The following is a 12,000-nucleotide window of genomic DNA, read 5'->3' on the forward strand; positions in this document are numbered from 1 at the left end:
GCCAGTTACGAGAAGGCGCATCCTCGGATGCGCCTTTCTTCTATCCGGATTCTACCCACGCTCCACGGTTGCCTAATTTTGAAGTTCAACCGTTTATGGGGGACGCATGCTGCAAAATATCAGGGACAATTCACAAGGCTGGATTGCCAAGACCATTATCGGGGTCATCGTTGCACTGATGGCCTTGACCGGTTTCGACGCCATTTTCCAGGCCACGACGAGCAAGAACGAAGCGGCGAAGGTCAATGGTGAAGAAATCAGCCAGAACGAGCTGAGCCAGGCGGTCGATATGCAACGCCGTCAACTCATGCAACAGCTGGGCAAGGATTTCGACGCCTCTTTGCTCGACGAAAAAATGCTGCGCGAATCGGCCCTCAAAGGCCTGATCGACCGCAAACTGCTGCTGCAAGGCGCAGAAAACTCCAAATTCGCTTTCTCCGAAGCGGCGCTGGACCAGGTCATCCTGCAAACACCTGAATTCCAGGTGGATGGCAAGTTCAGCGCTGAGCGTTTCGACCAGGTGATTCGTCAGCTCGGCTACAGCCGCATGCAGTTCCGCCAGATGCTGGCTCAGGAAATGCTGATCGGGCAACTGCGCGCCGGTGTGGCGGGTAGCGGTTTTGTTACCGATGCCCAGGTCCTGGCCTTCGCCCGTCTGGAAAAACAGACCCGCGATTTCGCTTCCCTGAACATCAAGGTCGACCCGTCGACCGTGAAGCTGACCGACGAAGAGGTCAAGGCCTACTACGACGAGCACGCCAAGGAATTCATGACGCCGGATCAGGTGGTCATCGATTACCTGGAGTTGAAGAAGGCTTCCTTCTTTGATCAGGTCAGCGTCAAGGACGAAGACCTGCAAGCGGCGTATCAGAAAGAAACCGCGAACCTGTCCGAGCAACGCCGGGCTGCGCACATTCTGGTCGAAGTGAACGACAAGACCACCGAAGCGCAGGCCAAGGCCAAGATCGAAGAGATCAAGGCCCGCCTGGACAAGGGTGAGCAGTTCGACGCCCTGGCCAAGGAATTCTCCCAGGACCCGGGTTCGGCGAATAACGGCGGTGACCTGGGCTACGCAGGTCCTGGCGTCTATGACCCGGCGTTCGAGAAAGCCCTGTATGCGTTGGCCCAGGACCAGGTTTCCGAGCCGGTTCGCACCGACTTCGGTTTCCACCTGATCAAGCTGTTGGGCGTGGAAGCGCCTGAAGTGCCGACGTTGGCCAGCCTGAAAGACAAGCTGACCCGCGAATTGAAGGCTCAGCAGGTCGAGCAGCGTTTCGTCGAAGCGACCAAGCAACTGGAAGACGCCGCGTTCGAAGCCTCCGATCTGGTCCAGCCTGCGCAGGACTTGAAGCTGACCGTTCATACTTCCGCGCCATTCGGCCGTGAAGGTGGCGAAGGCATTGCGGCCAACCGTGCCGTGATCACCGCAGCGTTCAGCCCGGAAGTACTCGATGAGAGTGCCAACAGCACCGCCATCGAGCTCGACCCCGACACCGTGATCGTGTTGCGTGCCAAGGAGCACCTCAAGCCTGAGCAACTGCCACTGGAAAAGGTGGAAGGTCCGATCCGCATGCAATTGGCCAAGGAGCACGCCATTGCTGCCGCCAAGACCCGTGCTGACGAGCTGATTGCCAGCCTGCGTGATGGCAAGACCCCTCTGGACAAGCCGATCGACGGTCAGAGCTGGAAGGTTACCGAAGCTGCGACCCGCGCTCAGGAAGGCGTTGACCCGGCTGTGCTGCAGGCGCTGTTCCGCATGCCCAAGCCTGCCGCCAAGGACAAGCCGACTTTCAGCAGCGTCACCTTGCCTGATGGCAGCCTGATGATCGTGCGTCTGAACGGTGTGAACGAGGCCGCCACGCCGACCGAAGAAGAGAAGGCTCAATACCGTCGCTTCCTCGCTTCGCGCGTTGGCCAGCAAGACTTCGCGGCTTACCGCAAGCAGCTGGAAAGCCAGGCCGAGATCAAGCGTTTCTGATCTCAGTCCGCGTGATATGAAGACCCCGGCCGTTAGGCCGGGGTTTTTTTTCGCCTGTATTGCACGAGGCGGGGTAATTTTCTCCCGACCATCGGGTCAACACCCCTGTAACTGTTTTAAGACACAATCGGTACGCCGCTAAGCATCGATCTGTTGCACAATACGCCCCGAACCGTTTCTCTCAGGATGTTCAATGTTTAAATCAATTCCCATGCGGGTTGTCGGGCTGGCCTTGGTGCTGGCTGCTGCTGCCGGTTGTTCGTCGAAGAAAGCCGCCATCTACGAGCATGAGAACTTCGATGATTCCGGAACCTTTTCCCGCAACTATCCGGTGACCGATTCGGCCTCCTGTGAAGCGGCTCGTCGAGCCTTGCTGAGCCAGGGCTATATCATCACCAGCAGTGATCCGAAGCTGGTCAGTGGGCACAAGAGCTTCCAGCAGACCGGCGAAAACCACATGGAAATCAGTTTCAGCGTGGTCTGCACCGAAGACGGCACGACGGAGCACCATGCCACCGTGTTCGCCAACGCCCTGCAGGACAAGTACGCGCTGAAGAAAACCAACAACTCGGCCAGCCTCGGTGTCGGTGTGCTGGGCTCGGTGTCGATGCCGATCGGCTCGTCGGACGACTCGATGGTCAAGGTCGCGAGCGAAACCGTCACCTCGGCGAAGTTCTACGAGCGTTTCTTCGCCCTGGTCGAGCTGTTCCTGCCCAAGGAAGTGAAAGCCGCGGCGCACATCCCCGACAAGCCGAAAACCGACCTGGGCGTGCCCGAGCCGAAGCCGGCACCGGCACCGGCGCCAGCGCCGTTGGCACCGGAATCTGCACCAGAGCCTGCCCCGGCGCCAGAAGCCGCCAAGGCCCCTGAAGTCGCTCCAGCCGCTTCCGAGCCGGTTGCGCCGCCGCCTGAGGCCGCACCGATTTCCTCGTCCCCAAACGCTGAGCCAACGCCTTCCACGGAAAGCATCACGCCACCCGCCAACCCGAGCGACATGTCGCCACCTGCGGAGCCGATCCAGGCCATGCCCGTCACTGGCCAGTGATTGCGCCACGGGGCCAGGCGACTTCGCGCCGGCCCCGTCACCGCTACAAAGATTGACCCGCGTCAAACAGACCGTCGTCCTGCGGCCTGCAGCAAAAAAATCCTGTGATAAATTCCCTCCCGCCTGCTACGTTTTATCTGTAAGCGACGAACTGTCGTGTCCGCGTCATTTTTTTTTCACGTGGGCACTTTAGGCTCAAGGCGCTGGTCATTTATTCAGACGTTTTTTCATGAGCTGTGGGGGATTCGAAAATGGACGATTATCAAGAAGAACTGCTCGAGTATCAGGCGTTTGAACTGGACCCACTGGAACCCGCCGAAGACGCGACCGAGCTTTAACGTTCAACTTAAAGCTTGCTGCTGATGGCTGTCTCTCTGCGACTACGGCGAAACTCGCCGGGCGTCTGGGCGGTCCAGCGCTTGAAGGCGCGTTGAAAGGCTTCGGCTGAGGCAAAGCCCAGCAGATAGGCGATTTCGCCGAACGCCAGTTCGGTATCGCGGATGTAGGTCATGGCCAGGTCGCGACGGGTGTCGTTGAGGATCGCACGAAACTGCGTGCCTTCTTCGGCGAGCTTGCGGCGCAAGGTCCAGACCGGCAGCTTCAGGCGTGCCGCCACTTCTTCCAGGTCGGGTTCCCGGCCACCATTGAGCAACGGCCCCAGCAATTGAGTGATGCGTTCACCCAGGCTGCGGGTGCGTGTCAGCTGCTCCAGCTCTCGCTCACACAACTTCAACAAGTGGCGCCAGGTGCTCGGGCAATGCTCGGGGTTGCGCTGGGCAAGGCTGGCCAGGCTCAGGCGCAGTTGATTGTGCTCGGCGCCAAACTGGATCGGGCAGTCGCCCAGCACCTCGTAGGCCGCGCGGTAACCGGGATCCTCGAACTCGATGTCGATGCGTTCGGCGCGCAGCGGGGCAGGGCTGACGCTGGACAATTGCTGCAACCAGCCACAGATGATCGAATCCACCACGAAGCGGTTGTAGCTGTTGTAGGGGCTGATGGAATAGAAGCGCAACCAGGCACCCTGGGCATCTTCGTGAAAGCTCGATTGACCGCGATAGTTGGAGCCATACAAGGCTTCGAATCGAATCAGGCAGCGCGCCGCCTCGCGCACCGTCGGCGCCTGGGCGGCAGTCACGCCGGCAAGGCCGGCCTGGCTCAGGCGACTGAGCAGGCCCATCTGCAAGCCGAGCGCCGGGTTGCCGGTCAACTGGATGGCCGCGTGGCCCAGGCGCATGTAGCGCGGGATCGAGAGACGGGCACCGGCTTCACTCAACCGGGCCGCATCCAGGCCGTATTGCTCGAGCAGTGGTTGCGGGTCTGTGCCGTGGCTGCGCACGGCGTCGGCCAGGCTGTGAACAAAACCCACCGACAGATCACCCAGGCGCATGGGGGTGGGTTTCATGGCCTACAGCCAAAGATTCAGCAGACGCGCACCGCGGGCCTTGCCGTCGGCGAAATGCCGGCCGTTGCTGCTGAGAAAACTCTGCCCGGCGCTGCCCTGATCCCAGAACTGTCCACGCAGGAATACATTGATGCCGGCGATGGCCTGGCTGGCGGGTGCTTGAGTGCTCAGGTTCAGGCGCTGCCAGGCCTGGCCTTCACTGACTTCCCCGGCCTTGAGGCTGACGGAGGCGGGTGTCGATGAGTCCTTGTAGCCACGCCACGGCTGGTCCCAGGTACCGCGACCGGAGACAAACGCCGGGACAGCAACCAGCTGTACCTGTTGAGTATCGAGTTTGCGGTAGTTGTCCGGGTACCAGCTGTCGCTGCCGATCAGCACGCCCAGGCGCCCGGCCGGGGTGTCGACGACATTGAGCCTGTGTTCGCCGTTGGCCTTGATCGCCTCCTGCTGTTCGAACACCGGATACATCTGGCGCTGGGGTTGGCCGATGGGCAGGCCATCGCGGCCGAACACCACGCTGCTGTTGAACAACGCGCCACGGCCGATTTTCAACGTGCCGTCGACGACACTGGGGTCGGGCAGCACGATGGAGCCGGCCACCAGGGTGACGTCAAACTCCTTGGCCAGTCCGCCGAACAACGCCTGGTAATCCTTGGCCATGCCTTTGGCTTTCATGCGCAGGTGCGCGTCGTCGATACGGCTCTCGCCCTCGGCGCCAATCAGCGCGCGGACGAACTTCAGCGGGTTGCTCACGGCCAGCCAGTTCATGGCTTCCTTGAACGTGCCGGCCTGGTACAACTCGTCCTTTTCGCCGCTGACCATCAGCCAGGTGCCGACATGTTCGGGCAATACGACGATGGTTTTTTCATTCAACAGCCCCTGGTCCCGGGCCTTCTGCAAGTAGGCGGCGAGTTTGCGGTGCAAGCGTTCGGGGCTTTGGTAGTCGGTGGGAAACAGCTCGGGCTGGATGCCCAGCAAGTTGCCGCGGTCAGCGGGCGTGCCCTGGTCGACGGCGACATCGATCCGCAGATCCGAGAGGTACAGCCCCGTCGGGCGATCCGCGGCCCACATTGCGTAGGTCGTAAGAGCGGCGACAAGCGCCATGGAGAACGTCAGGTACAAAAGTTTGCGCATGGGGGAACAGTCAATAGCCCTCTACAGGCTTGTCATCGATTTGCGTCAAGGATAAAGCGAATCAGGCGGTGGGTGGGGAAAATTGACAGCGCCTCGCGTTATTGGCCGCGTCGCAGGTGTTTTGGTCTTCTGGTTGTTGGCGATAATGCACGCCACTACCTCTGTCAGTGTTTCTGTCAGCTGTGCTTCGCTGGTCTCGAGGGTATACCACTGCGACTGGCCAAACAGCATGGCAATGACAGCACTGGTGGTCGGGCAGATGTCTGCACAGGCCGCGCCTTTCTCGCCGTAGCTGTCAGTGATGATGGCGTTCAAGAGAGCGGCGTAGCGGTTTTTCAGCTGGATCACCTGCTTCTTCTGTTCTTCGTTCAGGTTGGTGAACTCACGGGTGACCAGCGTCAGTCTGTATTTTTCATTACAGTTGAAAGCGACGAAAGCCTGGATGAATAGCCGCAGACGTGCACGAGCGTTGCGTGCGCCTTTCATTCGCCGCAGCGTGTCCAGCAGCAGGTCCGACAAGGCCGACTCGATGAGTTCGAACAACAAGGCCTGCTTGTTTTCGATGTGGTGGTAGAGCGACCCGGCATGCAACCCCAGGTAGCTCGCCAGGTCGCGCAAGCCGATGGCCTGATAGCCGTGGGTGGCGAAGAGTTCGAGTGCCGCGTCCAGCAGTCGATCGCGGGCGCTGTGTACTGGATTGGCTGATGCGCTGGTGGTTGGCATGGATGTCCCGTCAACTGGAAAAATTATCCCGCGTGGCGATAGCCTGTTGCGCGAGCATGGTGCGCCGTGCGCATCAGCAGCAGCACCGCACAAATTACTGGAAGGTTCACCAGCAGCAATGCATAGCGCAATGACTCCTGGCCAAACAGCGGTAGCAACATGTCGCTGCACAAGCCGGTCAACAAGGGGCCGACGCCAATACCGAGCAGCGTGCTGACGATGGTTTGCAGCGCCATGGCGGTACCGCGCCTACCCGCTGGCACCAGTTGCGTGACGAGGTTGTAGGAGGGCGCGACCCACCACACGGCAAAAAAGGAATACAGCGCACACCAGAGCATGGCGTCTGGGATCGGCACGTCGCCCAGATGCACCAGCACGGAGTCGGACCACAGTAGATAGGGGACCAGGGCGCAGGTGGCCGCGAGGTGGCCCACTACGGGAATGGACACCTGCCAATGGGGATCGCGACGGCACAGGCGGTCGCTCAACCAGCCACTGAACAGACCACCGATCCCGGCCGAGGTCCCGCAGATCACCCCCGCCAGCAAGCCGGCGTGTTGCAGTGACAAGCCGTGGGAGCGCACCAGGAAACTGGTGTTCCACATGGCAATGGCATAGGAGCTGAGCGTGGTCAGGCCGCCCGCGAGAATCAGGCAGCGGTAGGCCGGCAATGCCCAGAGCTTGCGGGCTTCGGCGCCCATGCCAAGCAGCGCGGGCGCTGTGTGGGTGTGTGGCGTGAGGTCCCAGCGGCCACGCTGCGGCTCGCGCACGAAAAACGCCAGGAGGGTGCAAAACACCAGGGCCGGCATGCCCAGGGCAATGAACGCCGTGCGCCAGCCATAGTGCTCGACCACCCAGGCACCGATACTCAAACCGATGATCGAGGAAAAGGTCGGCGCCGCGGTAAAACAACTGATGGCGAAGGAGCGACGATGGGCCGGATACAGGTCGGCGATCAACGAAAGCGAGGCCGAAGTGGTCGGCGATTCGCTGATGGCCACCAGCATTCGCGCAACGGCCAGCGCCAGGAAGCTGCCCGCCAGCCCGCACGCCATGGTGGCCACGGCCCAGAGCAGGCAGGACATGGCCAGCAGGCGGATACGCGGCATGCGGTCCACCAGCCGCCCGGCCGGCAGGCCCATGAGTGCATAGACGGCCGCGAACGCCAAGCCAGAGATCAAGCCGATGGCCGTGTCGCTGACGCCGAATTCGGCCTTGATCGGTTCGACCATGACCGCGAGTATCTGGCGCCCGACAAAGTTGTCGGCAAACACCATGGCCAGCAGCAACAGCAGGCCATGGCTGCCCCAGCCGACCGTGGCGGCCGGCAGCGTACTTGCGCGAGCGGTCATCGCGGCGCCCACAGGTCAGGCAGGCCCGGGTCGCTCACGTGAATCAGGCGCTTGAGCAACACCTTCAAGGCTTGGGCATCGGCGGCGCCGAGCTTGGCCGACAGGTCTTCTTCCACGGCCTTGGCCAGCGCCAGCTGATGCAACGAAACTTCGCGGCCCTGGGCGGTGAGGACAAAACGCGGCGCTTGTGCCGGCCCTTCGAAGGCCACCAGGCGCTGGCGCTCGAGAAAACGCATGCTGGCCAGCGTCACTTCGCGGCCGGTGTAGGTGACGAAGGTGTTGATCTCCTCCAGCGTCATGTTGTCGCGGATACACAGGATCGACAGGACGAAGAACGTCTGTTCGTCCAGCTGCTGGCTGTTCAGCAGTTGGCGCAGGGCATTGAGCGCCTGGTAATGGCCGCGCCCCAGCAGGTAGCCGAGCAAGTCCTCTGTGTAGCTGCACTCGGGCGGTGGCGGCGTGGTCGCCAGGCGCAGTTCGCTGCGGGGCTTGCGCGTGGCCAGGGCATATTGGCCGCTCTGGAACGCCAACGGCGCGCGGTCGCTGTGATCGAAGGCGAGGACTTCGCCGACGAAAATCACATGGTCGCCACCTTCGTACTGGAACGCGGTGCGGCACTGGAAGCGCGCCGTGCAATCCTGCAGCAACGGTGCCTCGCTGATGCCATTGTCCAGTTGGATCTCGGCGAACTTGTCCTCGCCCTGGGTGGCGAATCGTCCCGACAGGGTCTCCTGCTCCGTGGACAGCACGTGCACGTTCCAGTGCTTGCCGCTGCTGAAGATCGGCAGGCTGCGCGCTTGCTTGGACAGGCTCCAGAGCACCAGCGGCGGGTTGAGCGACACCGAGTTGAAACTGTTGGCGGTGATGCCCACGGGCGAGCCGTCTTCGGTCTGGGTGGTGATGATCGTGACCCCGGTGGTGAACGTGCCGAGCGCGGCGCGAAATGCCTGGGGATCGAAGCTGATATTTTGCATTGCCATGACTGGCCTCATGGGGTGGAGGTTTTCGTATGGCCAGTATTGGACGTTTGCAGGCCTTGAACATCGTCTCAACGGACTAACGCTAATGCACCGCCTCGTCCGATTGGACGAGGCGGCGCAGGCGTGTGCGAGGCTAGGGTGGCGCCAGGCGCATCGGGCGCTCACCGGCCATCGAGCCAACCTGCAAGGGGATAACAATGAGTTCAGCCACGTCTTCGGACGACCTTTCCAGCCTGCTTGCGCGCCAGAAAGAAGCCTTTGCCGGCGCCGGCAGTGTCAGCGTCGACACCCGCCGCCAGCGCCTGCAGCAAGTGATCGACCTGCTGGTCGACAACCACGGGGCATTGACCACGGCGATCGACCAGGACTTTGGCGGACGGCCCGCCGGCTTTTCCCTGATGAATGACGTGCTGGGTTCACTGGCTTCGCTCAAATATGCCCGCGATCATCTGCAAGGGTGGATGCAGGACGAGCCGCGGGAAATGTTTGCCCCCTATGACCAGCTCGGCGCCAGGGCCTGGGTCATGCACCAGCCCAAAGGCACGGTGGGCATCCTCGGCACCTGGAACGCCCCGCTGTACACCTTGTTCAGTCCTCTGGCCTCGGCGCTGGCAGCGGGCAACCGGGCCATCCTCAAACCGTCGGAAGTGGTGCCGCGCACCGCTGAACTGGTGGCGCGCCTGTGCGCCGAACACCTCGACCCGCTGGTGGTGGCCGTGGTCAATGGCGGCCCGGAGTTGGGCGAGGCGTTCAGCAGCCAGCCTTTTGATCATCTGGTGTTTACCGGCAGCACGGCGATTGGCCGGCGGGTAATGGGCAATGCCGCGAAAAACCTGGTGCCGGTGACCCTGGAGCTGGGTGGCAAGTCGCCGGTGATCGTCTCGTCCAGCGCCGACCTGAACAAGGCCGCCTTCAGCATCGCCGCAGGCAAGGCCGGCAATGGCGGACAGATCTGTATCACCCCGGACCTGGTGTTTGTGCCCAAGGCCCGCCTCGAGTCTTTCCTCGATGCATTGCGAGGCGCTTATCGCGATCTCATCCCGACGGTGGCTGGCAACCCGGATGTGGTGGCAGTGGTCAACCAGCGCCATCTGGAGCGGGTCGAGGGCCTGGTCGAGGATGCGCAATCGCGCGGTACTCGCATCGAGTGCCTGCCCGAACCCCTCGCGGTGGATCCCCAGGATCGGCGTCGTCCGCTGCGGGTGGTGGTGGATCCGGCCCAGGACAGCCTGATCATGCACGAGGAAATCTTTGGCCCGGCCATGGTCGTGCTGGGTTATGACGAGCTCGATCAGGTCATCGCACAAATCAACGCAGGGCCACGTCCGTTGGCGCTGTACTACTTCGGCGAGGATGCACAGGAGCAACGTCATGTGCTCGAGCACACCCTGTCCGGCGGGGTCACGATCAACGATGTGATGATGCATGCCGCCCTGCACGATGCGCCGTTCGGTGGTATCGGTGCCTCGGGCATGGGCCATTACCATGGCCGCGAAGGCTTTCTCGAATTCAGTCACCTGCGCACGGTGTTCAAGGCCTCGGCCCACGACCCGCGCCGGGAATGGGGCCTGTTGCCGCCCTATGGCGAGCACTTTCTGGCGGCGATGCTGGCCGGGGTCACTCGCGACTAATTCCAGGCTGGGGTACCTTGCGCCCCATCCGCTCCAGGGGACAGGCCATTGATCATGTTCAAGGCAATTACGATCGCCCAGCGCCTGTGGCTCTGGGCGCTGTTGGCCACCTTGTTGTTTGCCCTGGCGGTACTGTTCGGCGCCTACGGTTTGCAGCAGGCGCGCGACAGCCTGCGGGCCATCAACGAGGACAACCTGGCGACCTTGTTGATGTTTGGTGACATCGAACATCGCCTCGGTGAAAGTCGTCGCCAGGTTCTGCTGGCGATCCAGCAAGACCCGGAAGGCTCGCTGGTGGCGGCGTTTGACCGTCCGGTGGAAGCCACCCTGAGTGCCATCGAGAGTAACAATGTGGCACTGGCGAAGATTTGGGCGAGCTATCGCCAACGCTCATTGAGTGGCGAAGAGCAGCAGGCGGCTGATGCGTTCGACCAGCATTACCGGGCATGGCAGGACGAGTTGGGCATCCTTCTGGAATCCTTTCGCGTCGGCGATTTTCGCCTGCCGGGCATTCTGTCCTTTCTGCGCATGGCCGAGCCCCGGGGCAATGCCGCCGTGGCTGAGCTGAGCAAGCTGCAGGCCTTGCAGAAGCTGCGCGCTGCGCAGGCCTACGAGGCGGCGCAGTACCGCTATCGTTCGACGTTGCTGGCTTACCTGGCACTGGCGGTGGTAGGCGGCCTGGTGGGCAGCCTCACCGCGTTTTCCACGCTGCGTCGGCTCAAGCGTGCCTTTGCCCAGGCCGGTGCCTGCGTGCGGGCCATCGCCAGTGGCGATCTGGTGCAACCAATCGAGATCAAGGGCGGCGACGAGTTCGCGCTGATGCTGCGCGACATTGCGCTGATGCGTGACGGCCTGCACGGGCTCATTTCACAGATGCGCGAGCTGGTGCAGCGGGTCAGTCACGAAGCGGCGCACATGGCTGAGTCGGCGGAGTCGGCTTCTACGGCCACCCAGCAACAGGCGGACGCGGTGCGCGGGATTTCCCGGGCGGTGGAGGACCTCTCGGGGTCGATCAGCGAAGTGGAAAACCATGTCGGCGTGTCTCGCGACATCACCCAGCATTCGGCGCGGCGCTCGGGCAAGAGCGAGGAATTTATTCGCGACATGGCCCAGGAGATGAACCGCATCAGCGACGTGATCAGTGACACTGCCGTGCACATTCGCCAGCTGGAAGGGTTCTCCGGGGAGATCAGCCACGTGCTCAAGGTTATTCGCAGCATTGCCGAGCAAACCAACCTGCTGGCGTTGAACGCCGCCATCGAGGCCGCGCGGGCAGGGGAGGCGGGGCGCGGGTTTGCCGTGGTCGCCGACGAAGTTCGCCTGTTGGCCCAACGCACCGCCAGCTCGATTGGCGAAATCGATCTCACCGTGCAGCGCATCCAGGAAGGCACGCTGGCGGTGGTCGACGGCATGGGGCGGGTGGTCAGCCGGGTGCGTGACGGCGTCAACCTGGCCCATGAGGCCGGCGATTCGGTGGCGCAGATTCGCAGCGGCACCGATGATGTGATCCGCAGCGTGGACACCATCGCCACGGTGATCACCGAACAGGTGCGGGTCACTCGGGAAATGGTCGCCAGGGTCGAGAGCGTTTCCAGCGGCACCGGTGCGCTGTCGGCCAATGCCGGGCGCAGCGCGGTGGCCGCCGCGGACCTGGAGCAACTGGCGCGGGCACTGGATCAGTTGTCGGCACGATTCAATGTTGCATGAGCAGACACTGCATTCACTGTGGGAGCGAGCCTGCTCGCGAAGAGGCCA

9 protein-coding genes are annotated in these 12,000 nt (G+C 62.3%); 4 read left to right on the forward strand and 5 right to left on the reverse strand.

The genetic code is table 11. The features are described from left to right. The first annotated feature begins 106 nt into the window (after positions 1-106). The gene (locus ACM6I6_RS01075) at positions 107-1,978 is read left to right on the forward strand and encodes a SurA N-terminal domain-containing protein (RefSeq protein WP_274074632.1); all 1,872 of its coding nucleotides are present in this window, start codon (positions 107-109) and stop codon (positions 1,976-1,978) included. A gap of 193 nt (positions 1,979-2,171) precedes the next feature. Then, a complete protein-coding gene (locus ACM6I6_RS01080; RefSeq protein ID WP_414919260.1) occupies positions 2,172-3,023 on the forward strand; it encodes a DUF2242 domain-containing protein in 852 nt (283 codons plus the stop codon). 346 nt (positions 3,024-3,369) lie between these two features. Here ACM6I6_RS01080 and ACM6I6_RS01085 read toward each other — a convergent pair whose 3' ends face one another. From ACM6I6_RS01085 to ACM6I6_RS01105, 5 genes are read right to left on the reverse strand one after another with little or no spacing between them, the layout of a single operon-like run. Continuing rightward, complete coding sequence (locus ACM6I6_RS01085) at positions 3,370-4,425, reverse strand: AraC family transcriptional regulator (RefSeq protein ID WP_274074634.1); 1,056 nt, start codon at positions 4,423-4,425, stop codon at positions 3,370-3,372. Between the two features lie 3 nt (positions 4,426-4,428). Further along, positions 4,429-5,559 carry a carbon-nitrogen hydrolase family protein gene (locus tag ACM6I6_RS01090; RefSeq protein ID WP_414919261.1) on the reverse strand — a complete coding sequence of 377 codons (1,131 nt, stop codon included), beginning with the start codon at positions 5,557-5,559 and terminating at the stop codon, positions 4,429-4,431. 45 nt (positions 5,560-5,604) lie between these two features. After that, positions 5,605-6,282, reverse strand: a complete 678-nt coding sequence (locus ACM6I6_RS01095) for a TetR/AcrR family transcriptional regulator (protein ID WP_274074636.1) — start codon at positions 6,280-6,282, stop codon at positions 5,605-5,607. A gap of 23 nt (positions 6,283-6,305) precedes the next feature. Next, a complete protein-coding gene (locus ACM6I6_RS01100) occupies positions 6,306-7,634 on the reverse strand; it encodes a spinster family MFS transporter (protein ID WP_274074637.1) in 1,329 nt (442 codons plus the stop codon). After that, the gene (locus tag ACM6I6_RS01105; RefSeq protein WP_274074638.1) at positions 7,631-8,614 is read right to left on the reverse strand and encodes a flavin reductase family protein; all 984 of its coding nucleotides are present in this window, start codon (positions 8,612-8,614) and stop codon (positions 7,631-7,633) included. The genes ACM6I6_RS01100 and ACM6I6_RS01105 overlap by 4 nt, the downstream gene beginning before the upstream one ends. A 197-nt stretch (positions 8,615-8,811) precedes the next feature. Here ACM6I6_RS01105 and ACM6I6_RS01110 point away from each other — a divergent pair, with 197 nt between their 5' ends. Continuing rightward, complete coding sequence (locus ACM6I6_RS01110) at positions 8,812-10,245, forward strand: coniferyl aldehyde dehydrogenase (protein ID WP_274074639.1); 1,434 nt, start codon at positions 8,812-8,814, stop codon at positions 10,243-10,245. A 54-nt stretch (positions 10,246-10,299) separates the two neighbouring features. Further along, a complete protein-coding gene (locus ACM6I6_RS01115) occupies positions 10,300-11,952 on the forward strand; it encodes a methyl-accepting chemotaxis protein (protein ID WP_323607342.1) in 1,653 nt (550 codons plus the stop codon). The last annotated feature ends 48 nt before the right edge of the window (positions 11,953-12,000 follow it).

The sequence above is a fragment of the Pseudomonas sp. IT-P218 genome (genome assembly GCF_949767605.1).
Taxonomy (GTDB): domain Bacteria; phylum Pseudomonadota; class Gammaproteobacteria; order Pseudomonadales; family Pseudomonadaceae; genus Aquipseudomonas; species Aquipseudomonas putida_AE.

What these genes read in the sequence shown, in the direction of transcription:
- ACM6I6_RS01075 (WP_274074632.1), top strand. Translation starts at nt 107, where the DNA reads ATGCTGCAAAATATCAGGGACAATTCACAAGGCTGGATTGCCAAGACC.
- ACM6I6_RS01080 (WP_414919260.1), top strand. Translation starts at nt 2,172, where the DNA reads ATGTTTAAATCAATTCCCATGCGGGTTGTCGGGCTGGCCTTGGTGCTG.
- ACM6I6_RS01085 (WP_274074634.1), bottom strand. Translation starts at nt 4,425, where the DNA reads ATGAAACCCACCCCCATGCGCCTGGGTGATCTGTCGGTGGGTTTTGTT.
- ACM6I6_RS01090 (WP_414919261.1), bottom strand. Translation starts at nt 5,559, where the DNA reads ATGCGCAAACTTTTGTACCTGACGTTCTCCATGGCGCTTGTCGCCGCT.
- ACM6I6_RS01095 (WP_274074636.1), bottom strand. Translation starts at nt 6,282, where the DNA reads ATGCCAACCACCAGCGCATCAGCCAATCCAGTACACAGCGCCCGCGAT.
- ACM6I6_RS01100 (WP_274074637.1), bottom strand. Translation starts at nt 7,634, where the DNA reads ATGACCGCTCGCGCAAGTACGCTGCCGGCCGCCACGGTCGGCTGGGGC.
- ACM6I6_RS01105 (WP_274074638.1), bottom strand. Translation starts at nt 8,614, where the DNA reads ATGGCAATGCAAAATATCAGCTTCGATCCCCAGGCATTTCGCGCCGCG.
- ACM6I6_RS01110 (WP_274074639.1), top strand. Translation starts at nt 8,812, where the DNA reads ATGAGTTCAGCCACGTCTTCGGACGACCTTTCCAGCCTGCTTGCGCGC.
- ACM6I6_RS01115 (WP_323607342.1), top strand. Translation starts at nt 10,300, where the DNA reads ATGTTCAAGGCAATTACGATCGCCCAGCGCCTGTGGCTCTGGGCGCTG.